The sequence below is a fragment of the Arthrobacter sp. B2a2-09 genome (assembly GCF_027587375.1).
Taxonomy (GTDB): Bacteria; Actinomycetota; Actinomycetes; order Actinomycetales; family Micrococcaceae; genus Arthrobacter.
In genome coordinates, this window is the sequence record NZ_JAMXIC010000017.1 from 17,879 (window position 1) to 44,354 (window position 26,476).

The following is a 26,476-nucleotide window of genomic DNA, read 5'->3' on the forward strand; positions in this document are numbered from 1 at the left end:
CTAGCGGCGGGTCATCTCCGGGCGCTTCGCGTCGGCCCTGGCACCGCGTTCGTGCGTGGGCCGCTGGGGAATCCGGACGCCTGCTTCAGCGAGCCGGCGCCTGGTGGCTTCCGGGCTGACGTACTCACCGACAGTCGGCGACTTGCCCAACGGCACCACTGAATGCACGATCGTTTGCTCGTAAACGTGCACCAGGTTGAATGCCTGGGCGCCATCCCGGCCGCGGGTACCTCCCTGCGGAACGTTGAGGTCCTGCGTGTAGCAGCTCGCGGAGGCAACCGATACCGGGACGCCGGCGAAAGTGGCCGTGGTGGAGTAGTGCAGGTGACCGCCCAGGATGGAGCGGACATCCGAATTGCGTACGACGTCGGCCAGCGCCGCTTGGCCGCGTAGCTCCACGAGGATGGCGAGGTCGAGGACGCTCGGGACCGGCGGGTGGTGGAGGGCAAGGATTGTGCCGTCCGGAGCTGGTGTTGAAAGCTCCGATCCCAACCAGTCGAGCTGGCTCTGGCTCAGCTCGCCATGATGGAAGCCGGGCACGGAGGTATCCAGCGTGATGATCCGCAACCCGTTGACGAAGTAGCTGTGATCCACCGGGGCGTCATTGTCGCTCTGGTCGAAGAGGCCCGCACGGAAATTCGCCCGGTCGTCGTGGTTTCCCATCGCCCAGATCACCCGCGCTCCCATCTCGCGACAGGCAGGCTCGACGATCGACCGGAGTTTGGCGTAAGCACCCGGCTCGCCTTGGTCGGCGAGGTCACCAGTGAAGATCACGGCGTCGGGGCGGACCTTTGACGCGTGCACTTCCGAAAAGAGTTGTCTGAGATGGGCTTCGCTGTCTACCGCGCCGTAAAGGGGTTCCGACCCTCCCACCAGATGGGAGTCGCTAAGGTGCAGAAGTACGTGTCCTGGCCGCGGGTGCTCGGCCTCGATGAGCTCCATTACTACCTTCGGGTCGGTAGGAGACGGCGCCTCCAGTTTCAGTCCCAATAGACCCAATCCAACCAGACAAAAGGCTAACGCAGGGTAACTTACGGACGGAATGTTGGAAAATTACTCGCCCACCCCGGCGATCCTCGCTCACTTTTAGGGCACTTTTCCCCGACGCTCGCTCACTTTTGGCTTATTTTTCCCCGACGCTCGCTCACCAAAGGTGAGCGAGCGAGCGTCCGCCCAAAAGGCGACAAAGGTGAGCGAGCGTCCGCCCAAAAGGCGACAAAGGTGAGCGAGCGTCCGCCCAAAAGGCGACAAAGGTGAGCGAGCGTCCGCCCCAAAAGGGGCCAAAGGTGAGCGAGCGTCCGCCCCGCTTCAACGCCGGAGATGCGAGTCCACCGCTGCCAGCACGGCCCGCGAGGCCTCACGTCCGCCGATGGTCACACGCACCCCCTCGCCGTCGAACGCCCGGACGGAAACGCCGTGGCGCACACAGGCTTGCTCCAACTCCGCTGCCCGCTCCACCCGAATCCACACGAAGTTCGCGCCACTTTCCGGCACCTGAAAGCCGCGGCTCCGCAGTTCCCCGGCCAGGAATTCCCGTTCCGCCACGATTGCCGAGACAGTCGCGTGCAGAAGATCTTCTTCGGCCCAGGCTGCAACAGCCCCTGCCTCGGCTACCCTGCTTAGGCCGAACGGCGGGGCCGATCTCCGCAAGTTGCCAACAATTTCCGGGGCCGCTGCCAGGTATCCAACCCGCGCGCCGGCGAGCCCGTAGGCCTTGGAGAAGGTCCGAAGGACCACCAAATTAGGGAACATTGCCAACAGGGCTACTTCGTCCTCTTCCGGCTGGGTGAATTCACGATAGGCCTCATCGAGCACCACCAGCACGTTTCCGGGCACCTGGCTCAGGAAGCGAACCAGTTCATCGTGCTGGATCACGGTTCCCGTGGGGTTGTTCGGGTTGCAGACAATCACCGCTTTCGTGCGCTCTGTGACCGCGCCCGCCATCGCGTCCAGCCGATGCCCGAGCCCGGCGTCGAGCGCCACCCGAACGCTTGACGCCCCTGCCACGGTCACCAGAATGGGATATGCCTCGTAACTGCGCCAGGCATGAACTACCTCGGAGCCGGGCCCGGTGTATGCCGTGAGCAACTGCTGGAGAAGGGACAAGGAGCCTGCCCCCACCATCACTTGCTCATCCGCGAGCCCCAAGCGCCTTGCGATTGCTGCCACCAGCTCGTCGCCAAAGAGGCTCGGGTAGCGGTTCAGCCCGGCGGCGGCCGCCGCGATGGCGTTCCGGACAGCGGACGACGGCGGCACGGAAGACTCGTTGGAAGACGCCACCCAGGTGACGCTGCCCTGGCCTGAAGCCCGAGAATAGCTCGGAAGCGCCGCGATTTCGGACCGCGGCACTGGGAACGACGGCTGGCCAACGAAAGCCACCGAATCTTCCCTGGAAGCACCACCGGGTACCAGGACCTTGCCCGGGTTCATCAGGTTGTCCGGGTCCAAGGCTGCCTTAATGGCGGCCATGACGCCCACCCCGGCAGGATGTTCGGCGCGGAGTGAGTCCATTTTGCCGGCACCGATGCCGTGCTCGCCCGTGCAGGTGCCTCCCATCGAGAGAGCACGGGCCACGAGCCGTCGATTCAGGGCCGAGGCCTCTGCCAAGGCGTCGTCGTCCCCGGGTTTGAGGACAATCGCAAGATGGAAATTTCCGTCGCCCGCATGCCCGGCGATCGGGGCCACCACTCCCGAGGCGACGATGTCTTCCTTGGTGGCGGCGATGCATTCGGCCAGCCGTGAGATGGGCACGCACACATCCGTCGACCAGGTGTGCGCGCCGTCTACGAGGGCCTGGCAAGCCGGCAGGACATCGTGCCGGGCCCGCCACAACCGCTCTCGGTCCGTCGCCTCCGTGGCGAATTCGAAGCCGCTGCCACCGTGCCTGACGGCGATCGCTTGGATTTGCCCCGTCTGCTCCTCCACTGCGCGTGGAGTCCCATGGAACTCGAACAGCAAGCTGGCAGTTCCGGGCAATTCCAGCGCGGAGTAGGCGTTGACGGCGGCGATGGTGGTGTCGTCCAGCAACTCCACGCGAGCCACCGGAATCCCCGCTTGGATGGCTTCCTGCACCACCAGGGAAGCCGCCTCGATCGAAGGGAAGCCGCAGACGGCGGCGGAGATCGCTTGCGGTTGGCCGTAGACGCGGAGCGTCACCTCGGTAATGATCCCCAGCGTGCCCTCGGCGCCGACGAAGAGATGCGTGAGGTCGTAGCCAGCCGCCGACTTCCTCGCCCGGCCGCCCGTACGCACAATTTCGCCACTCGCAAGAACCACCGTCAAGCCCAGGACACTTTCCCGCATCGTCCCATAGCGGACGGCCGTGGTGCCACTGGCCCGGGTGGAGCACATGCCACCGACGCTCGCGTCCACGCCCGGGCCCACCGGGAAGAACAGGCCAAAGGGATCCAGCTCAGTGTTGAGGGCGCTCTTCATCACTCCGGCCTGGACCGTAACGTCCAGATCCGCCGGGCTGAGGCGCAGGATGCCGGTCATGCCGGAAAGATCGATCGTGACCACCCCGGCCCGGGCGTTGGCACCTCCTTCGAGTCCCGTTCCGGCCCCGATCGGCACCACCGGCACGCCGTGCGCGGCGCAAATCCGCACCGCCGACGCAACGTCTTCCGTGGAGGACGGACGCACGACGGCGTCCGGCAGGCCTGACGGAAGATGCGAACGGTCACGTGAACGGGCAGTGCGGGCGGCAGTATCGACGGCGACCTTGCCGCCCAGCGTCCGCTGGAGTTCGACGACGACGGCGGGGACCGTCGTCGGGCGCTCGGCTTCACTGCCTTCCAGCAACGCACCCAACTGTGCCGGATTGCTCATGCAAGGACCTTGGACAGGAATGCCTGCGTCCGCGGCTCACGCGGGTCTTCGAGGACCTGGTGCGGATCGCCGCTCTCCACGAGCTGCCCGTCGGCCATGAAGTGGACCACGTTGCCGACTTCCTTGGCGAAGCCCATCTCATGGGTGACCACAATCATCGTCATCCCTGAGTCCGCCAGCGAGCGCATCACGTCCAACACCTCACCCACGAGCTCGGGGTCCAGCGCCGACGTGGGTTCGTCAAAAAGCATGACCGAGGGCTTGAGCGCGAGCGAGCGCGCGATCGCCACCCGCTGCTGCTGGCCGCCCGAGAGCTGGCCCGGGTAATGGTCCGCCTTGTCCGCCAGTCCTACGCGTGCCAACAACTGCCGGCCTTCCTCGACGGCCTGCTCCTTGGGGATGCGCTGGACCACTGTGGGACCCTCGATCACGTTTTCCAGTGCGGTGCGGTGTGGAAAGAGATTGAACTGCTGGAAGACCATTCCGATCGAAGCGCGTTGCTTCGCGGTCTCATGCTCCTTGAGTTCGTGGAGCTTGTTGCCGGAGCGCCGGTACCCGATCCGTTCACCCTGGACCCAAAGCTGGCCGCCGTCGATCTTTTCCAAGTGGTTCATACAACGGAGGAAGGTGCTCTTTCCCGAGCCTGACGGTCCCAGCAGGCACGCGACCTCGCCCGCATTGATATCCAGGCTGATGCCTTTGAGGACCTCCAGATGACCGAAGGACTTGCGGATGTCCCGGGCCCGAACGATTGGTTCCTTCACTTGGCCTTCTCCAGTTCTTCTGCGGGTCCGCTGACCGTCGCCAAAGAGGCACTCGACGCCGGCGGGAGACCGGACTTCGAGAGGGCGTTCGCTGCGGTTTTGGGGAGTGCTTTGGCGGCTTTCATCGGGGTGAAGCCCCGTTCAAAATGCCGTTCCACGTAGTATTGGCCCACGGATAGGACCGCCGTGACAGCCAGGTACCAAAGGGCCGCGACGATCAGCAGCGGAATGGTCTGGAACGTGCGCGAGTAGATGATCGAAACCGACGTCAAGAGCTCGCTGTAGCCGATGACGATCACCAGCGAGGTGTACTTCAGCATGCCGATGGTCTCGTTGCCGGTGGGCGGGATGATGACGCGCATGGCCTGCGGGAGGATGACGCGGCGCATGGTCTGCAGCCGCGTCATTCCCATGGCCTTCGCTGCCTCGGTCTGCCCCACCGGGATGGCCCGGATACCGGAGCGGACAATCTCACCCATGTACGCGCCTTCGTTGAGGCTCAGGCCCAGGATGGCCGCGGTGAACGGGGAGATCAGCGTGTTGGTGGAGATCTCGAAGAAGCTGGGGCCGAACGGAACGCCCAGCACCAGCTTCGGGATCAGCGCCGCCATGAAGAACCAGAACAGGAGTTGGACCATGAGCGGGGTGCCGCGGAAAAACCAGGAGTAGGCCCACGCGGCGGAGGAAAGTATGGGGTTCGGGGAAAGGCGGCACACGGCCACAGCGATTCCCAGGACGATGCCGATGGCCATCGAAACGGCGGTCAGCATCAGTGTGTTGCCCAGGCCGGCCAGCACCGGAGCCGCGAACAGGTACTCTCCCACCGTGCCCCACTGGAACCGTTGGTTGGTGACCATGCCATAGGCCATGAGCGCTACGCCGAGTACCACCACTCCTGCCATGACCCAGCGCCCGCGGTAGCGGGCAGGGACGATTGAGAGATTCTGTTCCTCCTCCGTCGCCGTGTACAGGGTCATTTGGTGGCTCCGTTGATGGTGAACTTCTCGATGACGTGGTCATCCATCTTGTACTTGGTGAGGATCGACTCATAGGTACCGTCTGCCTTGATCTGCTCCATGGCCTTCTGCACCACGTTGATCAGGTCCGTGCTGTCCTTGGGGAACACGATTCCGAAGAATCCCTCCTGGTACGGCTTACCCATCGCCAAGTCACCGTTGCTCTCGGCGGCAACCACGGAACCTGACGTCGTATCAAGCAGGAAGGCGTCCACCCGCCCGCTCTGCAGCGCCAGTACTGCCTGGTTCTGCCCGGCATAGATGGTGATGGCGAGGGGTTCCTTTCCCGCGGCCTGGCATTTGCCGGATTGGGCCGATGCGTCGGCATCTTCGGTTGTGCCCTTGACGATGCCCACCTTTGCCCCGCACAAATCGTCGAGCGACTTCACATTGCGCGGGTTCGCCTTGGTGGTCATGATGCCCGCACCTGCCGAGAAGTAGTCCAGGAAGCTGACCTGCTTCTGGCGCTCGGGAGTGTCCGACATCGCGGACATGCCCATGTCATAGCGGCCGGACGCCAGGCCCGGGATGATCGCGTCAAAAGCGATGTTGTCGAAGGCGAGGGTAACGCCGAGCTTCTTCTCGAGGGCGTCCGCGAGCTCACGGTCGATCCCGACGATGGTCTTCCCGTCCTTGTCGATGGACTCGAACGGAGGGTACTCGACGTTGCTGGCCACCTTGATGGTGCCTGCGCCTTGGATCTCTTTGGGCAACTGGCTGAAGAGCGGCGCCTTTGCCGCATTTGCCGCCGCGCTTGCGTCGCCACCTGCACTGGCCGGGCCGCCACAAGCGGTCAGTCCGACGACGGCGGCGAGTGCAATGGCCGCGAGGGCCGGCTTACGGAGTGAGAATGCAGAAATACTCAATGTGTGCTCCTTGGGTTATTACGGCCCCATGCGAACTACGGGACAACTGCTGCCGGAATGGAAATTCAGAAAGAGTCTGTGCGATCTTGGATCAGCATAGGGATTAATTGCGCACACCACAATAGTAATTCAACATGAATTCAAAAGTGCCATTAAATGAAAAATGCCGGACCCGAAGGGCATCGGACCCGGCATTTAAAAATGGGCAAACTAAATCGCAAAACGTTAAAATCCCGGCCCCCAGGCGGGCACATGGACCCTCGATAGCGAGCAGATACGGCCCGCCCGGCCCGCAATCAAAGGGGAAGAACGCCACCGCTCCACCTAGAGTTCCAGCACCAGCCTCTCCCCGCGGCAGCGTGAAACACAAATCATCATCGTTTCGTTTGCAGCCCGTTCTTCGTCACTGAGAATTTCATCTCGATGATCGGGAATTCCAGCTAGAACCACCGTTTCACACGTCCCACACGTTCCCTTTCGACAGGAATTCAACGCGGGAACTCCTGATCGCTGCAGGGCATCGAGAATTGTCTCGTTTTCCGCAACATCAATTTCAATTCCGTCAACGGTTTCCACCACGAAAGGCGAGTTATCGCGAACAGCGTTCCCGATTTCCTGCCCCATCCCTGCTTCCCACCTGGAACCGGCGGGGGCAGAACCGCCCGGGCCGGCCCCGGCGTCGGACTCGTCGTGACCGAAGTCCTCAAAGAGCAGCTGCGGAACCACTCCGGTCCTGTTGGCCGAGCGGAGCTCACTGAGCAACCGCCGCGGGCCGCATGCGTAGACCGTTGAGTCCGCGTTGAGCCCTTCTTCCCGGAGGTAGCCGATCAAGTCCAGGGCGCCGGATTCCTCTTTGGCATGGAGCCTGCTCTTGGCCCCTGCGGGGTCGAGGCCGGCGATCTCGTCCAGGAAGGCCATGGAATGGACGTTGGACCCGAGATACAGCAGTCGCCACGGCTCACCGTTCATCTGCGCTGCACGGATCATCGGCAGGAGGGGCGTGATTCCGATCCCGCCGGCGATGAAAACCTTCTTCCCGGAACCCGCCGTTCCGCGGAAATTATTCTTGGGGCCTCGGACATGGAGGACATCCCCGGCCCGCAACACCTCATGGACAAAGCTCGAGCCGCCCCGGCCGGGTTGCTCGCGCAACACCGCGATACGCCACGCGGATCGATCAGCAGGCTCCGAGCACAGGGAGTACTGGCGCAGTATTCCGTTGGAAAGCAGCACATCGACGTGGGCGCCCGGCTCCCATACCGGCAGCGCACCGCCGTCGGGATCTCTGAGAATTACCGAAACGACGCCGTCCGCCTCCCTCCGCAGCTCGCTGACGGCTAGCTGGAAAAAGCCTTTTGCGGCGAGCACCGCAGTGCCCGGCGTGGCGGCGTCAGTGGCCTGGAGAGTCATCGCTGCCTCCGCCGATCGCGGCGTTCACCGCGGCCACCACGGCCCCGGCGTGGACCAGTTCCCCGGCTTTGCGTAGCCGCGGATACAGGACAACGTCCTGCTTGATATGGTCGATTACCCGGCCGTCAGCCGCGGCAGTGGAACGCAGGAGGGCCAGTGCGGCCAGGCTCGCTGCGGCAGGCTTTGCACCTGCCGTGGCGGACATGTCCATTCGCAGTTCCAAGGCCTGCGCAGCCATCAGCAGCTCCACGGCCACTACAGACTCGATGTTGGCAACAATCTGGCGCGCGTGCCGCCCGGCGTTGTTGGCCATGGACACGTGATCTTCCTGGTTGGCGCACGTCGGGATTGAGTCCACGCTGTCCGGGTGCGCGAGGGTCTTGCAGTCGGATACCAAGGCTGCGGCAAGATACTGGGGCAGCATGTAGCCGCAGTCCATACCGATCTGCTTGCTGGCAACGAGCATGTCCGGAAGGCCCCGGTTGAGGGTGCCGTCGTCGAGCCTGAAGAGCCTGCGCTCCGTGATGCTGCCGATTTCGGTCACCACAATCGAGATGAAGTCTGCCGCGAATGCCACATACTCGGCGTGGAAGTTCCCGCCCGAGACCGCCTTGAGCGTGCGGGTGGAAGGCAGCGACGGGAAGATCAGGGGGTTGTCGGTGGCGGCATTGATCTCGTTGTCGATGATGCCGGCGGCGAACTCCAAAGTGTCCTTGACGGGACCGAAAACCTGCGGAATGCAGCGCAGCGAGTATGCGTCTTGGGGCGGCTGGCGCACAGGGTCCCGCCCGGCGTCGCCGTCCACCAAACCACTGCCGGAGAGGAGCTCGCGCAGCCGAGCAGCCACCTCGATCTGGCCGCGCTGGCCACGGGCCTGGTGGAGCTCGTCAATGAAGGCATCTCCAAAGCCCAGGAGTGCCTCGATGGTCATGGCCGCGGTGATCTGGGCGGTTTCGAGGAGGTTCTGAGCGTCGTACAGGGCCAACGCGGCCTGGGCACAGGAGAAAGAGGTGCCATTCAAAAGCGCCAGGCCGTCCTTGGCACCCAGCGGCAGCCGCTCGATTCCCGCATGGGCCATGGCCGCGATCCCGGACACCACCGTACCGTCCACAAAAGCCTCGCCGGAGTCGAGATCCTCGTCATCGCCGATGTGGGAGCGCGACATGACAATCGCCACGTGGGCCAGCGGGATGAGGTCGCCGGAAGCGCCCAGGGAACCATATTCCGGGATCGCCGGGTACACGCCGCGGTTGAGCATCTCGGCCAACGTCTTCACGATGTCTGCCCGAACGCCGGAATAGCCCTGCGTGAGGCTGACGATGCGGATGAACATGGTCGCCCGCACCACTTCTTCGTCGACGTAGCGGCCGACACCGGCGGCGTTGGAGAGGACCAGGCGTCGTGAGAGCTCGGCGGCGTCGGACGGTTCATCGAAGGCCTTGCGGCCGGCGAGGGAACCGAAGCCGGTGTTGATGCTGTAGATCGGCGCGGTTTCCTTCCCGGCCCGCATGTCATCCATGATGCCGTTGAGCCAGTCCTCGCTGGGCTTCATCCGGGCCAGGGCTGCCGGATCCACCACGACGGGACGCCGGTAGCGCGCAACCTGGATCAGATCCTGCAGGGTTGCACGGTGAGTCCCCAGCACCACTGGTGCTGTATCAAGCAGAGTTTCGAGCGTCATCGCTTACCTCTCGGGTTGTTCTGCGGCTTGCGAGGGAACCAAGCGACGCCGCCAGGTTCTCCGCTGCCTCGTTCATTGTCTTCAAAGTCGAATTCAGCCAAGCCCGGGACCCGCAGCGGTTCTCCGGGCCGGCCACGTTGAGCGCGCAAACCGCCTCGCCGTCCAGCATCACCGGTACGGCCACCGAGACGGCGCCTGGATCCAGCTCGCCCCGGGAAACCGCCCAGCCGGAAGATCGGATCTGCGCAAGGCTGAGCAGAATCTGCTCAGCGGACGGCGAGTTTTCAGTGAAGCGCGGAAGGTCGCCGTCGAGCACTTGGCGTACGACGTCGGACGGAGCCCAAGCGAGCAGCGTCCGGGGGCCGGCGCCCGCCGTCAGCGGCAGGAGTTCATTGACAGCGAAAGTGTATTTGAAGGCTTTGTCCGGCTCTGCGCGGCGCAGGCACATGGCCTGCGTACCCACCCGGATCACCATCACGGCGGTTTCCCCGACGGCATCCACGATGCTTTTTAGCACAGCCGTGCCAACTTCTGCGAGATGGCTCTGCGTGAGGTGCCGCCCGGACAAAGCCAACAGCGCGTGCCCCGGCCGATAGATGCCCGCGTCCTCCTGGACGAATCCACGCTCGCGAAGCTGGCGAAAATAGCGATAGGTGGTGCTCACGGGAATGCCCAGCTTGAGCGCCACACCCTCCACGGTGGCATCTCCGCTGTCCGCGATTTCCGAGAGGATCATGAGGCCCCGCTCAAACGAAGTGTGGGTTGCCACGGTATGCCTCCTTCCTGGATCGATCACCCTGTGTCGCGGGTCACGAACTGATCGTGCAGGGTGCCAAAGCATTGCGACAAACCAGATTCCCACAGAGTGAGAATGATGTTTAGCCGCTGCTCTTTGAGACCGATACTTTGATGCCACGAATCCGCTTGTCCAGTCCTGCAGGAGTTGGCCCGCAGATTGGATCTCAGCAAAAATCGACAGTAATGAGGCCCACGATGTCACTCAGCACGCCCCCGCAAACCATTCCCGTCTTGTCGGGCTTGCAGGACGATCCCTACACGGACGAGAACCTCACCAACCCGTATCCCCTGTTCGAACGCATGCGGGCGGCCGGACCAGCAGTGTGGCTTGAGAAATACGGGGTCCTGGCCTTCGCTGGCTTCGAGGAATGCAAGGAGATCCTGGAGGACTACCGCACGTTCATCTCAAGTGCTGGCGTCGGCCCCAAGAACCTGCACCACGAGCCCGCTTGGCGTCCGCAAGGCATCCTGGAATCGGATCCCCCCGTACACGGACCCATGCGCGCGGCAATGGCGGGTGTCATTTCTCCGCGCGGCGTGCGCTCCCTGAGGGCCCGGTTTGAAGAGTTCGCCGAAGAGCTGGTGGACAGCCTGATCGAGCGGGAAACGTTCGACGGCGTCACCGACCTCGCCGAGTTGTTTCCGATCCGCGTCTTTGGCGACGCGGTCGGAATCCCCCGCGAAGGCCGCGAAGCCAATCTGCTGCCGCACGGAGCCGTGAACTTCAGCTCCTTCGGGCCCGACGACGAACGGTCCCGCGAGTTCTTCGAAAAAGGCGAACCCACCCACCGCTGGGTCATGGACAACTGCGCCCGGGAAAGCCTCTCCCCGGATGGCTTGGGGGCCCAGATCTGGGAATTCGCGGACCGCGGCGAGATTACCTCTGAACAGGCAGCGCTGCTGGTGCGGGCCATGCTCTCCGCCGGCTTGGACACCACCGTGTTCTCGATCGGGAACACCCTGCAGGCCTTGGCAGCACACCCGAAGCAATGGGCCGGCTTGCACGCCAACCCCCGGCTGGCCAAGTTCGCGATAGACGAAGCGCTCAGGTACGAATCACCGTTCCAGTCCTTCTTCCGGACCGTTGCAACGGAAACCGTGTTCCGGGGCATCCCGCTGGCGGCAGGCGCCAAGGTACTGCTCTTCATGGGCTCGGCCAACCGGGATGTTGCGCATTGGGGTGCCACGGCCAACGAGTTCATGATCGACCGCAACGCCGGCGGCCACCTGGCCTTCGGCATGGGCATCCACCAATGCGTGGGCCAGCCGATATCCCGGCTTGAGATGGATGTGCTGTTCACGGCCATGGCCAAGCGGATCAAGGCTATCGAGCTGGTGGGCGCGCCCCTGCCGTACCTCCACAACACCCTCCGGGGATGGCGCTCCCTCCCGCTGCGCATCAAGGCGGCATAGCTTCGATCCCAGCTCACTTTTGGGGCAATTTTCCAGAACGCTCGCTCACCTATGGGGCATTTTTCGACAACCCTCGCTCACCTATGACCGGATTCCACCCGACGCTCGCTCACCTATGGGGCATTTTTCGACAACCCTCGCTCACCTCTGACCGGATTCCACCCGGCGCTCGCTCACCTCTGACCCGTGAGAGCCGAACGCTCCTGCACGCCCGGCGTCGCGCCGCCGTAAAAGTGAGCGAGCGTCCGCCCAAAAGGCGACAAAAGTGAGCGAGCGTCCGCCCAAAAGGCGACAAAAGTGAGCGAGCGTCCGCCAAAAAGGCGACAAACGTGAGCGAGCGTCGGGGGGGGTAGTGCGCGACGGCGGTCTGCCGCACCGGTGCGGCAGACCGGCCGTCGGCGTCGGTGCTGTTCCGCGAAGGCTTGCTCAGCCGGCCGGCGGCGTCATGACGAACCACTCCTGGGCGCGGGCGTCGATCGGCGTGCCGTTGGCGACCCGCATTTCCCGCTTGCGGTTTTCCATGGTGACGGTGGCCAGGGTGGCCCAGCGGTTGCCGAACGTCGCACCGGGCTTGGGGACGCAGCAGATTCCGGGCTGGTCAGGATCGGAGTACAGGAAGGGCAGGATGTCGTCGACGCCGGTCGATTCCGGATACCTGCCGAGCCGCGAATGTACCAACGCCAGCCGGTCCTGCGAGTCGGGGTCGTACAGGCCTGGCTTTTCGCCTTTGCCCAGGGCGTGATCCAGGAAATGGTTGGTGTGTGCGAGGGTTCCCTTTTCCGGCAAAACAACGACCACCGAAGCAGGACTGATTTCCGCAGTGACAGCCTTTGTTTCGTCCATGATCGTCAACGCGCTGGAGGTAGTGACGCGAGCGGAGCGCACAATCTCCACGGCTTCCTCCACCGAGGACGCGTTGGCCAGTATTTCTGCCGTGAGCAGGTGTATCGGCACCCCGCTCGGCCGATCATCGACGTGACCCAGGATGTTTAAGAAGACTGACACTCCGGCGTCGTTCATTCCGATCTTGCTCAGCATGCCGTGCTCCGTCAGCCCTACGAAATTCCGTTTGGTTCCGGCCACGCTCTGGAGGTGCCAGTGCGGGTCGAGCTCTTCGTGCCAGTCCCAGGTCTGCACGCCGAAAACATGATCGGCCACCCTGCCTATGGTGGAGCATTCGCCCGGCCTGGTCCCGAGCGCCTGCGACAGGACTTCGGTCCGGGCGTTGAGGGCACCGATCTGCCAGAGGTCCACGCCAGCACCGGAGGCGACACCCCTCATCTCATCGAGCAGTCCGGGCGACCAGTCCGCCACCTCATCCATGATCCGTTCCGCGTCGGCGCGCACGGTTTCCTGCTTGACGCCGACCGTGTGGAAGAGCTTCCGGTAGAGCTCGAGGCCGCCCAGGAGGCGCTCTCCCAGCGCTTCGCTGCGTTGGACTCCCCGTTCAAAGGGGCTCAAGGCATCGATGGCGATGATGGCACGTCGGGTCTCGATTTTCTGGTTCATGGATGACTAACTCGCGATCTCTGAATTGAGGTGTTCTATGACTCCGCGCCGCGGCTTCCAGCCGGGCTTCGGCGCGCACTCCAAAAGGAGCTGGGTGTAAGGGGACTGCGGACGGTCGAGCACGTCGTCGGCAGTTCCCCGTTCGAGGACCTGTCCGTGGCGCATGACAATCACGTCGTCTGCAAAGTTGCGGACCACTGACAAGTCATGGGTGATGAAAAGGTAGCTCAGGCCCCTGTCGCGCCGCAGTGCATGCAGGAGTTCCAGGACCTGCGCCTGCACTGAGACGTCGAGGGCGGAGACCGCCTCGTCAAGCACGATGATTTTGGGTTCAGCGGCGAAGGCTCGTGCGATGGCAACGCGCTGTTTCTGGCCGCCTGACAAGGCAGAGGGCAGTGATTGAGCGTGGGAATCAGTCAGGCCCACGCTCTTGAAGAGCTCCGAAACCCGTTGCTTGCGCTGCGAGGCAGTGAGCGGGAAATGGGCACGGAGGACCTCGTCAACGGCGCTGCCCACCGGCAAACGCCGGTTCAGGGAACCGTTGGGGTCCTGGAAAACCATTTGCACTGCGCGGGCACGGGCACGCTGTTCCTTTCGCTTGAGCGACGCCGTGACAAGAGTGCCGGCAATGGCCACCTCGCCCGAATCCTTGGTCTCGAGCCCGACAAGAACCCGCGCCAGGGTGGTCTTGCCTGAACCGGATTCGCCCACCACCGCCATGCAGCTGCCTTCCCGCACCGCCACGGACACGTCGTCCAGGGCCCGGACCGGCTCGTGTTTTCGGCTGGTCCGGAAGGTCTTGTTGAGGCCTGATATTTCGATGATGTTCGCCATCACAGGGTGCTCCCAATCTGTGTCTCGGCGGAAAGTTCCGCGACCGCGGGCCCGCCGGAGGTGAGGGTCCCGACGCCGGTGCTGCCGCCGTCGTGCGGCCCGCCGCCAGTGAGGGGCCCGCCGGAGGTGAGGGTCCCGACGCCGGTGCTGCCGCCGTCGTCGTGCGCTTGCGGTGGGGCGCCGTTCAGCGTCGGCCGGATGCTCATCAGCATCTGGGTGTACGGGTGCTGGGGGTTGTCGCGGATCTGCTCCGGAGTGCCGATTTCCACGATTTCCCCGTATCGCATGACCGCCAGGCGGTCCGTGACCGCGGCCGCCAGATCGAGATCGTGCGTCACGAAGATCATGGACATCCCGAGGTCCCGCCGTTTTTCGTCGAGGATGGCCGCAACCTCAGCCTGTGTGGTGACGTCGAGGGCCGTCGTCGGTTCGTCTGCCAGCAGCAGCCGCGGCCTGCCGGAGATGGCGCCGGCGATCACAACGCGTTGGAGCATGCCTCCTGACAATTGATGCGGAAACGCCTTCAGAACGCGGTCGACGCTGCGGATTCCCACTTGCTCAAGCATCTCGCCCGCGCGGATTCGCGCAGCTTTGGCGTTGCGGCCATGGGCATCCGCCATGCCTTCGAGCAGGTAGGTCTCGATCGGCAGTACCGGATTGAGCGAGGCATGTGGATTCTGCGAAATCAGGGCGATCTTGCTCGCGCGAAGCCTGCGCATCCGCTGTCCGGGCAGGGTCCTGAGATTCTCCCCGTCGAAAACAATATCCCCGGTGACCGCGGAGTTGCGCGGCTCGATCCCAAGGATGCAGCGCAGGGTCATCGACTTTCCGCTGCCCGATTCGCCCACCAAACCGATTGCTTCACCGCGCTCGATGGTGAGCGATATTCCCTTGAGTACGGGCTTGTTGGCCCCGGACTCGGGGTCGATGATGCCGAGCTCCAGGTTGCTGATGTCAATCATTGCTTGCTCCTTCCTGCTGCTGCGCGCCCGCCCAACCGTTCGCCGAGGTAAGCCATCGCCGCGACCGTGGCCACGATGCACAAACCCGCGTAGAGGCTCTGCTCCGGGAAGCCCTGCTGAAGCGATTCTTGGCCATTGGAGATCATGAGGCCCCAGTCGGCCGCTGGTGGTTGGATGCCGAGGCCCAGGAAGGACAGGGCGGCCAAGTCCACGATGGCGTAGCCGAAATTGATCGTGGATCCCGTGAGGATCTGCGTCCACACATTCGGCAAGATGTGGCGGAGGGTGATGGTGAAGCCGTTGATTCCCTGCAGTTCGGCGGCCTTCACGTACGGAAGGTTCCGTTCCCGGAGGGCCACACTGCGGATGACCCGGGCGCTGTAGGGGATGTACGCGACGGCGAGGGCAATGGAAGCGGTCACCAGCCCCGGCCCGAAGATGGCAACCCCAAGGATCGCCAGCAACAAGCTGGGGAAGGCGAAGAGCACATCGAGGACCCGGCCGAGGAAGGCATCCATTCTCCCGCCGAACCACACTGCGGTGAGTGCCAGCATCGATCCGGCAACCGCCGTGGCGACGACGACGATCAGCGGGCCGACGAGGCTGGTTCGGGCGCCCGCGATCAAGCGGGAGAATATGTCGCGCCCGGCCTGGTCCGTGCCAAGAAGGTGCTCAGCGCTGGAACCGAGGTGCCGCTGCACGACGGAGCCGACCGTGGGGTCGTACGGCACGAGAAACTGGCCTACCAGGGCCGCCAACACCACGACGGCGACGATCCCGGTGCAGACCATGCCGATCCAGCCGAGCCGGTGCCGGACCGAGGCGAGGCGTCCTGGGGCTGGAGTACCGGGTGCGGTCGCCAAGACCGCGGTTTCGCTTGCTGCCATGACGTTCACTGTCCTTTCTTCAGGCGGACGCGGGGGTCGATGACGGCGTACAGCAGGTCGACCACGAGGTTTACGACGCCGAACGCCACCACCATGATGAGGGCGATTGCCTGGACGACGGCGCAGTCCTTGCGTTGGACCGAATTCACCAGCAAGGCTCCGATCCCGTCCAAGGTGAAGGCGTATTCGACCACGAAGGCACCAGCGATCAGCCCGGCAATCTGCATGCCGACCGCCGTCGTTACCGGCAGCAGGGAGTTGCGGACGGTGTGGCGCCAGAGGACGATCCGCTTCGGCAAGCCGCGCGCGACGGCGATCAGCACGTGCTCCGATTCGCTCTCCTCGACGATCGCCGTCCGCGTGATCCTCGCGACGACAGCAATAGTGGCAGCGACAACGCCAAGGCAGGCAGCGTGAGGTGCCATACCCGGTCGACGAGACCGCCGTCGTCGCCGGCACCGAAGACGGGGAACCAGCCCAGCCCCACGCTGAAGACCGACATGAGGACGAGCGCCGCGAAGAACGTCGGGACGGCTATCCCCAGGTTCGACCCGAAGATCACGATCCGCTCAGCCATTCCTCCGCGGGTTCCGGCAAGGATGCCGAGCCCGATTCCGGCGACGATGATCAGAATCGCAGCGACGGCCGCGAGCGCAAGAGTGGTGGGAATCCGGCTGGCGATGAGGGTTCCTACATCTTCCTGGGTGAGCAATGAGCGGCCCATGTTTCCCGTGAAGACTCCGGATAACCAGTTCCAGTAGCGGACTGGAAGGGGGTCGTCCAGGGAGTACTGGCTCCGGATTGCCGCCAGTACCTCCGGGCTGACAGTGCGTCCCTGGACGAGGAACTGTTCGGGGCTGCCCGGGGCGAGGTACAGGCCGCCGAACACGATCATGCTTGAGGCGAGCAGCACTCCACCGAGCGCCAAGAGCCTACGGACTAAGAATCTCAAGACTGCCGCCTATTTTCCCGTGCCGCCCAGGTCAGCGGCCCAGGGGTAGTAGAGGTAAACGAAGGAGGCCGGAACACCAGTGACGCGCTTGCTCATGAAGAGCCGCGTGGAGCTGTCGACCACCGGTAGCCATGGTTCCTTGTCCATGATCAGGGCTTCGGCCTGCACCGTGAGCTTCGCACGGGCATCGTCGTCGGACGTGGCTTTGGCCTTTGCCAACAGATCGGTGATCTGGGGATCGGAGAATCCGGAATAGTTCTGTATTCCGTTCGGGCCAGCGATGGCGCCCAGGTGGATGAGGGGGTCGGCCACGTTCATGTAGTTCGTGGTGACGAAGGCGTCAGCTCCTGCACGTGCCTTCGGATCGGAGAAGAATGCGCCGAACTGCGCACCGGGCACACCGCTGGGTTCGATCGTCAGGCCGAGTTTGGCGCCCGCGTTGGCGAACTCGGAGATGATGTCGGCGTAGAACGTCCGGTCAATCGGGTAGACGATCTTGATGGGCTTGCTCAAGTCGACCTTGGCGTCCTTCAGGACTTTCTTGGCTTCATCGAGGTTCGGCGTCGTCGAAGGAAGGTTCTTGCGTGCATCTTCGAAGATCGTCCCGCTGTAGTTCCATCCGCCGTTTGGCACTAACGATTGGGCCGCCGTCGACGTTCCTTCAAATACCGTCTTGGCGATCGCTTCTCGATCCGTGGCGAGGGTGAGTGCCTTGCGAACTGCCGGGTCGCCGAGAGTCCCGGTACCGGTGCTGATGATGGCCATGTTTTGCAGGGACTTGCCGTAGAAGAGCTGGCCGTTGGTGGACTTTGACAGCTGACTGATGGCGCTCAGGGGAACGTCGTAGCTTCCATCAATGGCACCCGTGGCGAGGGCGTTGGCGATCGAGCTCGGGTCGGTAATGAACTGGATTTCGATCTGCTTGGTCTTGGCCTTCTTGGCGGTGTTCCAGTATCCGTCGTAGCGGTTCAGCGTGATCGAGGCTCCCTGCTTCCACTCGCCCACAGAGTAGGGGCCGGTGCACATTACGCCGGCGCCGGGGTTGCCATAATCGACGCCGGCCTTCTCCCGCTGGGCCTGTTCCACGACGGCGCCGATCGGCGTCGCAAGCTGGTTGTTGAAGGTGGCATCAGGGGTCTTGAGTTTGACCGTCACGTCGTTGGGACCGGTCTTGTCCACCGAGGCGATATTTGCCGTGACATCGGACGCCCAGTAGCTGATCTCCTTGGGATCAAGCTGGCGTTTGAGGCTGAAGACGACGTCGTCCGCCGTCATCGGCTTGCCGTCCCAGAACGTCACTCCGCTCTGCAACTCGTAAATGTAAGTGCTGTTGTCGACGTTTTTGACGCTCTTGGCCAGGTTCGGTTTGATGGAAAAGTCCGGCTGGATCTGGAAGAGGCTCTCGCACAGGTTGGAGACCACCGCGCTTGCGGGGTAGTCGGCGCTCTTGATGGGGTCGATCGACGGCGGCTCACCGAAGTTGTTGTTCCAGACGATTTTGTCCAGGTTCGTCATGGCCGCCGGGGTGGTGACGAGCAGGTCCTTCGGGTTGAGTGCATCGGGAGCTTTGGCGGCGGCGCCACCATTGCACCCGGTAAGGAGGAGCAATAGGCCGGCGGCTCCTGCGCTGATGAGTTTCTTATTCAATGGATCTCCCGTACTTCGTTTGGTAGGGGGCCGCCCCAATCGGCTGCTGATTGCTGTAGTGACGCTAATCACCCAAAACGTTTTGGGCAACACCCTGGCGAAAATTAACAAAACGATTTCGGTAGGGCTTCCGGGAGGCATAACCTTGCAGCTATGACGCAGCGAAACGCACGCTCCACCATCCGCGAGGTAGCCCGCGAAGCGGGGGTCTCAGTGACCACCGTTTCCCATGCGCTCAGCGGAAAGGGAATCGTCGCTGAAGCCACCCGTGCGAGGGTGATCGACACGGCGCGAAGACTGCGCTACCGGCCCAACGCCGTCGCCAGCGGACTTCGAAGCAATCGGCTGGGAATCCTTGCGCTCGTGCTTCGTCCATTGGACACCCTCGAGTCGTTCCTCCCGGAAGGCGTGGACTACTTTCTGCGCTTTGCCGGAGCCGCTTCGCTCAGCGCCCTGGAACACGGCTACGGACTCATGCTGCTCAGCGACCCCACCCTGCCGGATGCGCCCAGCGTCTCGTTGGCGGCCGACGGCTTCATCATTACGGAACCAGTGGAGAACGATCCCGTCATCGACCTGCTTCAGTCCGAAGGAATCCCCTTGCTTACGGTCGGCAAAGACCTCGGCCGCGCCGACTACGCTGCCTGGATCGAGCCCAGCACCGCCAAGATCACCAAGCAGGTGCTCGATCACCTCGAGGAGAACGGGGCGCGGCGGGTGGCGATCGCCATCGGCACCGACCGCAACTCCTGGAACATCACCACGGAAGCCAGCTACCGCGACTGGTGTTCCGCGCGAGGCCAAGAGCCAATCATCGTGACCCAGATGGAAACGAGCGGCACCCTTGGCGGAAGGGCAATCGGCGAAGAGCTCCTCTCCATGACAGACAGGCCCGACGCCGTCTATTGCCTCACGGGGCGCCATGCGGCCGGGCTGATGGCGCGGCTTGCGGAAGCGGGCGTCGCCTCCCCCGCGGACATCCTGATCGTGGCCGGCTCGGACTCCGAGCAGACCCGCAACAGCGTCCCACCAATCAGCGCCATCGACCTCGAACCCGAAGTTCTCGCAAGGGCCGCCGTCGCCGCATTGGTGGAACAGCTAGGCGGGGTCCCAAAGAACGACGGCGGGGCGGGGACCGACGGGCGCTTCATCGTTCGAGGCTCCAGCAGCCGCTAACGCTCGCTCACCTATGAGGGCCTTTTCCCCAACGCCCGCTCACCTATGAGGGCCTTTTCCCCAACGCTCGCTCACCTAAAGTGAGCGAGCGTCCGCCCAAAAGGCGACAAAAGTGAGCGAGCGTCCGCCCAAAAGGCAACAAACGTGAGCGAGCGTCCGCCCAAAAGGCAACAAACGTGAGCGAGCATCCGCCAAAAAGGCAACAAACGTGAGCGAGCGTCGGGCGTTTGCATGGGCCCGGGAGCAAGCCCCAAAACAGCGCCTCTTGACTCAAACATGTGCCGCCCCTCACAATAAGCGAATGGCTTTCACTAAAGAAGAGGCGGCACTCATGCCGTCCGCGACCGTCAGCGTTGACGGCGGATTGAAGAAGAACGCAATCGGAACTCGCGACATTGTGTTCATGTTGGTGTCGGCGGCCGCTCCGCTGACCATCGTCGTCGGCATCGCCCCGCTCGCCCTCGCGGTGGGCGGCGTCGGCGCTCCCTCCATCTACATCGCCGCTGCCATCGGTCTGGGCCTGTTCGCCATCGGTTTCATGGCGCTCACCCGCCATGTCCGGTCCTACAGCGGCTTCTACGGCTACATCTCGAAAACCCTCGGCCGCGTGGTCGGCCTCGGCTCCGGCCTCACCGCCTGGATGAGCTACAACGGCCTGCAAATCGGCCTCTACGGACTGCTAGGGATCCAGGCCAACCTCGCCGTGAAGTCCTTCACCGGCGTGGAACTTCCATGGTGGCTCTACGCCATCGTCTCGATCGGGGCCGTCTGGTACCTGGGCCGGCGCGGGATCGACGTCGGCGCCAAGGTCCTGGCCGTGCTGCTCACCCTCGAAACCGCGATCGTCGCCATCGTCGCCGCGTTCGTCCTGGCCCAAGGCGGCGCGCACGGCATCAGCTTTGAATCATTCAGCCCCCAGGCCATCTTCTCCCCGCAGTTCGCCGCCGTCCTCGGCCTGGGCTTCTCTGCCTTCATGGGATTCGAATCCGGAGCCCTCTACCGCGAAGAGGCAAGGGACCCGGACCGGAGCGTCCCGCGTGCCACCTACATCTCCATCGCCTTCATCGGCGCGTTCTACGCCTTCGCCGTCTGGATCATCGTCCAGGCCTTCGGAGCGGACACCGTCCAGGCATTCGCCGCAGGCCACCTGGACGCCGGGGACACCGCTTACATCGCAGCAGGCAACTTCGCCGGCGGCTGGTGCGTGAACCTCATGAGCGTGCTGATCGTCACCAGCATCTTCGCCGCCCAGCTCTCCTTCCACAACACCATCAACCGCTACACCCTGTCCCTGAGCCGCGAGGGCATCTTCCCGAAACGCGCAGGCCGCATCAGCCCGCGATACCGCACCCCGTCCGCGGCCGGCTTCGACCAGACCCTCCTCGCACTCGCCCTGGTGATCGGCGCGGCCCTGTTCCGCCTTGACCCGTTCACCCAGTTCCTCGTCTGGACCAACACTCCGGGCGTGATCGGCATCCTCCTCCTTCAGGCACTCACGGGCGTCGGCGTGGTGGTCTTCTTCACCCGCCTCAAGGACCACGGCCTGCGCTGGTACGTCATCCCCTCCGCCGTGGCGGCCACCATCATCATGTGCGCAGTGACCTACCTGATGGCCACCAACGCCCAACTGATCACCGGCCTTCCCGCCGGGGATCCGATCAACACCACGCTCCTTGTCTTCGCGCCGCTCCTGTTTGCCGCCGGAACTGTGCTGGCGCTCGTGCTGCGCAAGGTCAACCGGGCCGCATACCAGCGGATCGGCCACGCCGAGTGATCCCGGAGCCTAGTCTTGAGGGATGCAGACTCCCAGCAAAACCAGCCAGCTAGGGCGGCCCCGGACACCGAGGCTCTCACGGAAGGCGATCGGCCGCGCGGCGCTTGAGATGTTCGAAGAGGAAGAGAGCCTCTCCATCCCGCGGCTCGCGGAGCGTCTGGGCGTCAGGCAGTCATCCTTTTACAAGCACGTCACGGGCCGGCAGGAGATCATCGAACTGGCCCGTGGCGCGCTCGTAGAGAGAACGCCGATGCCCGAGCTGCCGTCCGGCAGCCTTGACGATGTCATCCGCCAGATCTTCGACTCCCTCCGCAAGGCCTACACCCTGGTCCCCGCGCTCCTTCCCCTCCTACTCACGCAGCCGGTGTCACATCCGGCAGCCTTGGAGCGCTACGACCAGTTTGTCGAAGTGTTTGAGCTCGCGGGGACGCCCAGTCACCTCGTCATTCCCGCTCTGGAAGCCCTCGACAGCGCCGCGATCGGCGCGAGCCTCGACGCTATGACCATGGAATCCGCATGGAGCATCAACGAAGAGGAGCAAGGCACGTATCCCCATCTGTTCGCGGCAAAGAAAGCCGTGGCAGATCACCCTGTAGACCGCTTCGCGTTCCTCGCCGATGTCCTCTCGGCAGGATTGAGGGCGGCCATCGACGACGACTGATCCTCACCGGGCCGGCGTCGGATACCCGAATACAACAAGGAGTTACACCTTGACCACGCCCGAGCCCATCGATCTCGTCATCTTCTCGTCCAGCATCCTCCACGGTGAGGCGCTCACAGGGACGGCGGGTTTCGTCGCCATCTCAAATGGCCGCATTGCGCACATCGGCTCAACGCACGACGTCGGCCCCGCCGACGGCGAGCAGGCAACCGCCCCCTCAGACGCCCCCGCCGCCGAATGGACCGCACGAGCCAAACAGGTGATCGACGTCGGCGACGCAACAGTCTGCCCCGGCCTGATTGACGCCCACATCCACCCCATCCTCGGGGCGGAAATCGCCCGTGGCCTTGACCTGGGCGGGATCACCGAGCTCGACGACGTCCGCGCCGCCCTTGTGCAGCACGCCGCTTCCACGCCTCACGCCGTCGGCTCCGATTGGTTGTTCGCTTGGGGCCTCGACCCTGTCATCTTCGGGGATGCGAGCTTCAACAACTCCCTCTTCGAGGGCGTCCTCGACGACGAACTCGTGTTCATCACCCTGTTCGACGGCCACGCCTCACTCGTCTCCGACGCCGCCCTCAAGCTCGCCGGCGTCACCGGAACGGAAGAGCTGCCCAGCACCGGCTATGTCGGCGTCGACCAACACGGCAGGCCCAACGGCATGCTCTACGAAATTGCCGCCCAAGACCTCGTCCGCAGCATCCTCCCCCAGCTCTCCTTCGAGCAGCGCGTCGACGAACTCGGGAAACTCCTGCGTTCCATGGCCGAATCCGGGCTGGTAGCAGGCCAGATGCTGGACTTCGGGGCCCCGGACACCCTGGAAGTGCTGGAGGCCTTGGAGCGCCGAGGCGAGCTCGCCATCCGGCTGCGGATCTCCCCGTGGGTCATGCCCGGCGCCACCGAGGAGGACCTGAAGGCCATGCTGGCGATGCAGGGCCGGCACGGCAGGCGCTGGCACGTTCACGGCATCAAGCTCATGATGGATGGAACCATCGACAACGGAACGGCATGGCTCTTTGAACCAGACACTCACGGGGAATCCCTCCATCCACTCTGGCATGATCCCGAGGCCCTCGCCGCAGCCATGCAGTTCTTCCACGAACACCGGATCCCCACCACCACCCACGCTATCGGCGACAAGGCCGTTTCCTTCGTGGCGCAGACCATCGGAACCCTTCCGAAGAACGGCACGGTCCACCGGATCGAGCACATCGAGTCCATCCCGGATTCGGTCTTGGCGGAAATTATCAGCGCAGGCGCTGCAACGAGCCTGCAGCCGACGCATTGCGCCCTCTACAGCCGCGCCGACCACACCGACAACTGGTCCCGCAGGCTTGGCAGCGAACGGGCCAACCACGCGTGGCGAACCCGCGATCTCCGCGACGCCGGAGCCATCGTCGCCCTCGGGTCGGACTGGCCTATCGCTCCTTTCGACCCGCGGGCGATCATCGCCTCAGCCCAGACGCGCCGCCCGGCGGGACGGCCCGACGTCGAGCCCGTCCAGCCGCAGCAGGCGCTTTCCGCGCGTGCCGCGCTCGAAGGCTACACGAGCCAATACTGGCTGTCGGTTGGTGAAGAAGGCGGAATCGTGGAGAGTGGGGCACGCGCCGATCTGACGGTGGTCCTGCACAATCCTCTGACCACGGCGCCGGACGAATTCGCGCAGACGCCAGTGATCCTGACGGTTGTTGACGGAGAAGTGGTGGTTGACAACCGTCAGGCCCTCGCGACGGGAGTCGGTCAGGAATCGCTTCAGCTTGCCTAGGCGAGCGCCACTTCGAGTGCCTCGATAAGCTTTTCGGAATCGGGCTCGACGGCGGACGAGAAGCGGGCGAGCACCTCACCTTCGCGGCTCACGAGGAACTTTTCGAAGTTCCACTTAACCTTCTGCGGTTTGGAGCCGTCGGCCGTCCGGGTCAGCTCGGCATACAGGGCGTGCTGCTGCTTGCCGCGGACCTTGGCCTTGCTCGCGAGCGGGAACGAGACTCCGAAATTGCGCTGGCAAAAGTCCGCGATCTCGGCGTCGGAACCCCTTTCCTGGCCACCGAACTGGTTGCATGGCACACCCAGAATCTCGAATCCACGGTCGCGGTATTTGCCGTAGAGCTCCTCAAGTCCTGAGTACTGGCGCGTGAAACCACATTTCGAAGCCACGTTGACAACCAGTACGGCTTTGCCCTCGAAACGCCCAAAGTCGGCCTGGGAGCCGTCGTTGAATGTCAGGGGGATGCTGTAGAGCGGGGACATTGAATCGCTTCCTTACGACGTGAACCTTGGCAAACTGCCGCACTCGAGTCTACGCGCGGAAGGGCGGTTGGGCGGGGTCCAGGGAAAGCGATGACTTCTACGGCTGAGGGGCCGTCGTTTTGGTAGTTGCGGTAGCCGACGGCGTCGGGCTGGTGGGCGCCGACGGCGTGGGCTTGGTGGGTGCCGGCGTCGCGGGCACGGGCGCGGGCGACTGGGTGTGCGTCACGGTCGGCACCGGAGCGGGGAGGCTCGACGCCGGCGCCACCGTGGGCGGTACGGTCACCTCAGGAGGGACTGTCGCTGTGGGCTCCTGCGTCACCACAGGAGTTTGCGTCACCACAGGAGTTTGGGTCACGGTAGGGGCTTGCGACGGCGTTTGGTTCGGGGTGCCGCTCGCTGTCTTGCTTGGCGTGGGGGTAGCACTCGGCGAGGGCGTCGGCGTCGCGGTCGGAGTGCCCGTCGGCGTCGGACTCGGCGTCCCGGTCGGCGTCCCTGAACCACTCGGCGTCCCCGTCGGGCTCGGCGACGGCGTCTTAGTCGGCGTCCCGGTGGGTGACGCCGTCGGCGTGTGCGTGGCCGTAGCAGAGGGGCTCGGCGTCACAACCTTCGTCTCCTGCACCCCGCCGGTCACCGCCTGTCCGGAGGGAACGGCCCCCGGGTCAGTCGGCACGGCCCCGGGGATGGACCAGACAGACCCAGCCGAGGTCGCGGTGGCGGAACCTGGCTGGTAGCTGACCATCGGGATATCGCCGAGGGGATCCACTTGCTTGGTGGGCAGGAAAGTCCAGTTCATCGGGTTGGTGTAGACGCCGTTGAGAATGGTCTCGAAGTGCAGGTGGCAGCCTGTCGAGGAGCCCGTGGTTCCCACCCTGGCAATGACCTCGCCTACCCGGACCGATTGCCCCTTGACGACGGCGATGCCCTGCAGGTGGTTGTACGTGGTGACCAGGCCGTTGCCGTGATCAATTTCCACGCGATTGCCGCCGCCCCACGGGTGCCAGCCCACGGCCCGGACCACGCCCGAATCGGCTGCGTAGACGAGTGTGCCGCAGGCCGCGGCGAAGTCCTGGCCCCAGTGGAACTCCCCCGGCAATCCGGTGATGGGATCGATCCTCAATCCGAAGGGAGAGCTCGGAACCAGCATTTCAAGCGGCGCGTAGAGTTTCCCGGCAGGGGGCCGGTCGAGAGAACTCGACGAGACACTAAGAGTGCCTACGCCGTTCTTGTCGAGGGTTTGGACCGGGGAACGTTCAAAAGACACCGTGGCTTTGTCGCCTGCAACGACGGGGGCCGACGACGGGCTCTGAGGCACGGTCCCCTGTGCGCCGGCAGTGGCACCGTCCGTGGGTAGCATGCCTGGTTCAACCTGACCCATGGCCAACGATCCGTCGCTTGCCGCTCCGCCCAGACCCGGTCCCTGGAACCCAAAAGCGAGGATCACCATGACCGCGAGGAAACAAGCCGAAAGGACCCGGCCAAATTTTCTTGAGAGCACCAGATCGACAATCTGGCCAGACTCATGATGCTTTCCCACAGCCACTCCTGAGACGGGCGCTCCTCCCCAGTACGGGCGCGCTCGTCCCATTGTGGCCGCTATGAAATCGAATGGGAACACTCGACTTTTTACTTGGCCCGCTCGCTAACCACTCGCCGGACCGTGGCGGGCTACTCGCCGAGGTTCTCTTTCAGCAACGCGCGGTGCTCGACGGCGGCATCCGAATGCAGCGCGCGGCCGGCGTCGGTCAGCTCGAGGTACAGCGAGCGGCGGTCATCCGAGCAGGTTTGGCGGGAGACGAGTCCGGCTTTCTCCAAGCGGTCAACAACTTTGGAGACGGCGCTCTGGGTCATCGGAGTCCGCTCCCCGAGTGCCTTCATGCGGCAGGCAGAGTCAACGCTTTCCGCAACGAGATCGAGGATTTCGAATTCGTTGAGGCCGATGTCGAACTTGGCTTCGAGGGCGCGGTCGATCGCGGCCGCGGTGCGGAAGTACGAGTTCTGGATGCTGCGCCATTGCTCAACCAGCTGGCGATCCTGCGTTGTTGCCATGGCCC

The 26,476-nt window shown here is 64.0% G+C and carries 23 protein-coding genes; 5 read left to right on the plus strand and 18 right to left on the minus strand.

Annotated features, from left to right (window positions below; genetic code table 11):
• From NFJ07_RS16985 to NFJ07_RS17020, 8 genes are all read right to left on the minus strand, one after another.
• On the minus strand, positions 1 to 942 hold the full coding sequence (locus NFJ07_RS16985; RefSeq protein WP_269996166.1) for a phosphodiesterase: 942 nt from the start codon (positions 940 to 942) through the stop codon (positions 1 to 3).
• Between the two features lie 366 nt (positions 943 to 1,308).
• Positions 1,309 to 3,828: a histidinol-phosphate transaminase gene (locus tag NFJ07_RS16990; protein ID WP_269996045.1), complete on the minus strand. Its 2,520-nt coding sequence runs from the start codon at positions 3,826 to 3,828 to the stop codon at positions 1,309 to 1,311.
• Positions 3,825 to 4,592 (minus strand): amino acid ABC transporter ATP-binding protein, encoded by a 768-nt coding sequence (locus NFJ07_RS16995; RefSeq protein WP_269996046.1) that lies wholly within the window; start codon positions 4,590 to 4,592, stop codon positions 3,825 to 3,827. The genes NFJ07_RS16990 and NFJ07_RS16995 overlap by 4 nt, the downstream gene beginning before the upstream one ends.
• Positions 4,589 to 5,569: an amino acid ABC transporter permease gene (locus NFJ07_RS17000; RefSeq protein WP_269996047.1), complete on the minus strand. Its 981-nt coding sequence runs from the start codon at positions 5,567 to 5,569 to the stop codon at positions 4,589 to 4,591. The genes NFJ07_RS16995 and NFJ07_RS17000 overlap by 4 nt, the downstream gene beginning before the upstream one ends.
• Positions 5,566 to 6,474: an ABC transporter substrate-binding protein gene (locus tag NFJ07_RS17005; RefSeq protein ID WP_269996048.1), complete on the minus strand. Its 909-nt coding sequence runs from the start codon at positions 6,472 to 6,474 to the stop codon at positions 5,566 to 5,568. Before NFJ07_RS17005 ends, NFJ07_RS17000 begins: the two co-directional genes overlap by 4 nt.
• A gap of 324 nt (positions 6,475 to 6,798) precedes the next feature.
• Positions 6,799 to 7,884 (minus strand): PDR/VanB family oxidoreductase, encoded by a 1,086-nt coding sequence (locus tag NFJ07_RS17010; RefSeq protein WP_269996049.1) that lies wholly within the window; start codon positions 7,882 to 7,884, stop codon positions 6,799 to 6,801.
• A complete protein-coding gene (locus NFJ07_RS17015) occupies positions 7,865 to 9,565 on the minus strand; it encodes an HAL/PAL/TAL family ammonia-lyase (RefSeq protein ID WP_269996050.1) in 1,701 nt (566 codons plus the stop codon). The genes NFJ07_RS17010 and NFJ07_RS17015 overlap by 20 nt, the downstream gene beginning before the upstream one ends.
• Positions 9,543 to 10,334: an IclR family transcriptional regulator gene (locus tag NFJ07_RS17020; RefSeq protein WP_269996051.1), complete on the minus strand. Its 792-nt coding sequence runs from the start codon at positions 10,332 to 10,334 to the stop codon at positions 9,543 to 9,545. Before NFJ07_RS17020 ends, NFJ07_RS17015 begins: the two co-directional genes overlap by 23 nt.
• A 224-nt stretch (positions 10,335 to 10,558) precedes the next feature.
• Between NFJ07_RS17020 and NFJ07_RS17025 the strand changes: the two genes are divergently transcribed.
• Positions 10,559 to 11,776 carry a cytochrome P450 gene (locus NFJ07_RS17025; RefSeq protein ID WP_269996052.1) on the plus strand — a complete coding sequence of 406 codons (1,218 nt, stop codon included), beginning with the start codon at positions 10,559 to 10,561 and terminating at the stop codon, positions 11,774 to 11,776.
• A gap of 426 nt (positions 11,777 to 12,202) precedes the next feature.
• On the opposite strand, the gene NFJ07_RS17030 is transcribed toward NFJ07_RS17025, so the two are convergent.
• The 7 genes from NFJ07_RS17030 to NFJ07_RS17060 are packed head-to-tail and all read right to left on the minus strand — an operon-like array spanning position 12,203 to position 18,567.
• Positions 12,203 to 13,285, minus strand: a complete 1,083-nt coding sequence (locus tag NFJ07_RS17030) for a C45 family autoproteolytic acyltransferase/hydolase (protein ID WP_269996053.1) — start codon at positions 13,283 to 13,285, stop codon at positions 12,203 to 12,205.
• A 6-nt stretch (positions 13,286 to 13,291) separates the two neighbouring features.
• Positions 13,292 to 14,119, minus strand: a complete 828-nt coding sequence (locus NFJ07_RS17035; RefSeq protein WP_269996054.1) for an ABC transporter ATP-binding protein — start codon at positions 14,117 to 14,119, stop codon at positions 13,292 to 13,294.
• Positions 14,119 to 15,081: an ABC transporter ATP-binding protein gene (locus NFJ07_RS17040; RefSeq protein ID WP_269996055.1), complete on the minus strand. Its 963-nt coding sequence runs from the start codon at positions 15,079 to 15,081 to the stop codon at positions 14,119 to 14,121. Before NFJ07_RS17040 ends, NFJ07_RS17035 begins: the two co-directional genes overlap by 1 nt.
• Positions 15,078 to 15,968 carry an ABC transporter permease gene (locus tag NFJ07_RS17045; RefSeq protein ID WP_269996056.1) on the minus strand — a complete coding sequence of 297 codons (891 nt, stop codon included), beginning with the start codon at positions 15,966 to 15,968 and terminating at the stop codon, positions 15,078 to 15,080. The genes NFJ07_RS17040 and NFJ07_RS17045 overlap by 4 nt, the downstream gene beginning before the upstream one ends.
• Before the next feature lie 5 nt (positions 15,969 to 15,973).
• Positions 15,974 to 16,393: an ABC transporter permease gene (locus tag NFJ07_RS17050; RefSeq protein ID WP_269996057.1), complete on the minus strand. Its 420-nt coding sequence runs from the start codon at positions 16,391 to 16,393 to the stop codon at positions 15,974 to 15,976.
• Positions 16,285 to 16,920 (minus strand): ABC transporter permease, encoded by a 636-nt coding sequence (locus NFJ07_RS17055; protein WP_269996058.1) that lies wholly within the window; start codon positions 16,918 to 16,920, stop codon positions 16,285 to 16,287. The genes NFJ07_RS17050 and NFJ07_RS17055 overlap by 109 nt, the downstream gene beginning before the upstream one ends.
• Before the next feature lie 9 nt (positions 16,921 to 16,929).
• Entirely contained in the window at positions 16,930 to 18,567 is a 1,638-nt protein-coding gene (locus NFJ07_RS17060) for an ABC transporter substrate-binding protein (protein WP_269996059.1), read from the minus strand.
• A 153-nt stretch (positions 18,568 to 18,720) separates the two neighbouring features.
• Here NFJ07_RS17060 and NFJ07_RS17065 point away from each other — a divergent pair, with 153 nt between their 5' ends.
• The 4 genes from NFJ07_RS17065 to NFJ07_RS17080 all read left to right on the plus strand — a co-directional run bounded on the left by NFJ07_RS17065 (position 18,721) and on the right by NFJ07_RS17080 (position 23,943).
• Positions 18,721 to 19,743 carry a LacI family DNA-binding transcriptional regulator gene (locus tag NFJ07_RS17065; RefSeq protein ID WP_269996060.1) on the plus strand — a complete coding sequence of 341 codons (1,023 nt, stop codon included), beginning with the start codon at positions 18,721 to 18,723 and terminating at the stop codon, positions 19,741 to 19,743.
• 301 nt (positions 19,744 to 20,044) lie between these two features.
• Positions 20,045 to 21,517, plus strand: coding sequence for an APC family permease (locus NFJ07_RS17070; protein ID WP_269996062.1), 1,473 nt, complete (start codon positions 20,045 to 20,047; stop codon positions 21,515 to 21,517).
• 22 nt (positions 21,518 to 21,539) lie between these two features.
• A complete protein-coding gene (locus NFJ07_RS17075) occupies positions 21,540 to 22,178 on the plus strand; it encodes a TetR/AcrR family transcriptional regulator (RefSeq protein WP_269996063.1) in 639 nt (212 codons plus the stop codon).
• Between the two features lie 49 nt (positions 22,179 to 22,227).
• Positions 22,228 to 23,943: an amidohydrolase gene (locus tag NFJ07_RS17080; protein ID WP_269996064.1), complete on the plus strand. Its 1,716-nt coding sequence runs from the start codon at positions 22,228 to 22,230 to the stop codon at positions 23,941 to 23,943.
• Here the strand turns inward: NFJ07_RS17080 and NFJ07_RS17085 are convergent.
• From NFJ07_RS17085 to NFJ07_RS17095, 3 genes are all read right to left on the minus strand, one after another.
• Entirely contained in the window at positions 23,940 to 24,425 is a 486-nt protein-coding gene (locus tag NFJ07_RS17085) for a glutathione peroxidase (RefSeq protein WP_269996066.1), read from the minus strand. The two genes, NFJ07_RS17080 and NFJ07_RS17085, sit on opposite strands and share 4 nt — an antisense overlap.
• A gap of 97 nt (positions 24,426 to 24,522) precedes the next feature.
• On the minus strand, positions 24,523 to 25,959 hold the full coding sequence (locus NFJ07_RS17090) for a M23 family metallopeptidase (RefSeq protein WP_269996068.1): 1,437 nt from the start codon (positions 25,957 to 25,959) through the stop codon (positions 24,523 to 24,525).
• A 131-nt stretch (positions 25,960 to 26,090) separates the two neighbouring features.
• Entirely contained in the window at positions 26,091 to 26,471 is a 381-nt protein-coding gene (locus tag NFJ07_RS17095) for a MarR family winged helix-turn-helix transcriptional regulator (protein ID WP_265980997.1), read from the minus strand.
• Positions 26,472 to 26,476 lie beyond the last annotated feature (5 nt).

Excerpts from the sequence above, each read along its gene's own strand:
- NFJ07_RS16985 (WP_269996166.1), bottom strand. The coding sequence starts at position 942 with ATGGAGCTCATCGAGGCCGAGCACCCGCGGCCAGGACACGTACTTCTG.
- NFJ07_RS16990 (WP_269996045.1), bottom strand. The coding sequence starts at position 3,828 with ATGAGCAATCCGGCACAGTTGGGTGCGTTGCTGGAAGGCAGTGAAGCC.
- NFJ07_RS17000 (WP_269996047.1), bottom strand. The coding sequence starts at position 5,569 with ATGACCCTGTACACGGCGACGGAGGAGGAACAGAATCTCTCAATCGTC.
- NFJ07_RS17010 (WP_269996049.1), bottom strand. The coding sequence starts at position 7,884 with ATGACTCTCCAGGCCACTGACGCCGCCACGCCGGGCACTGCGGTGCTC.
- NFJ07_RS17015 (WP_269996050.1), bottom strand. The coding sequence starts at position 9,565 with ATGACGCTCGAAACTCTGCTTGATACAGCACCAGTGGTGCTGGGGACT.
- NFJ07_RS17025 (WP_269996052.1), top strand. The coding sequence starts at position 10,559 with ATGTCACTCAGCACGCCCCCGCAAACCATTCCCGTCTTGTCGGGCTTG.
- NFJ07_RS17030 (WP_269996053.1), bottom strand. The coding sequence starts at position 13,285 with ATGAACCAGAAAATCGAGACCCGACGTGCCATCATCGCCATCGATGCC.
- NFJ07_RS17035 (WP_269996054.1), bottom strand. The coding sequence starts at position 14,119 with ATGGCGAACATCATCGAAATATCAGGCCTCAACAAGACCTTCCGGACC.
- NFJ07_RS17040 (WP_269996055.1), bottom strand. The coding sequence starts at position 15,081 with ATGATTGACATCAGCAACCTGGAGCTCGGCATCATCGACCCCGAGTCC.
- NFJ07_RS17045 (WP_269996056.1), bottom strand. The coding sequence starts at position 15,968 with ATGGCAGCAAGCGAAACCGCGGTCTTGGCGACCGCACCCGGTACTCCA.
- NFJ07_RS17050 (WP_269996057.1), bottom strand. The coding sequence starts at position 16,393 with ATGGCACCTCACGCTGCCTGCCTTGGCGTTGTCGCTGCCACTATTGCT.
- NFJ07_RS17065 (WP_269996060.1), top strand. The coding sequence starts at position 18,721 with ATGACGCAGCGAAACGCACGCTCCACCATCCGCGAGGTAGCCCGCGAA.
- NFJ07_RS17070 (WP_269996062.1), top strand. The coding sequence starts at position 20,045 with ATGGCTTTCACTAAAGAAGAGGCGGCACTCATGCCGTCCGCGACCGTC.
- NFJ07_RS17075 (WP_269996063.1), top strand. The coding sequence starts at position 21,540 with ATGCAGACTCCCAGCAAAACCAGCCAGCTAGGGCGGCCCCGGACACCG.
- NFJ07_RS17085 (WP_269996066.1), bottom strand. The coding sequence starts at position 24,425 with ATGTCCCCGCTCTACAGCATCCCCCTGACATTCAACGACGGCTCCCAG.
- NFJ07_RS17095 (WP_265980997.1), bottom strand. The coding sequence starts at position 26,471 with ATGGCAACAACGCAGGATCGCCAGCTGGTTGAGCAATGGCGCAGCATC.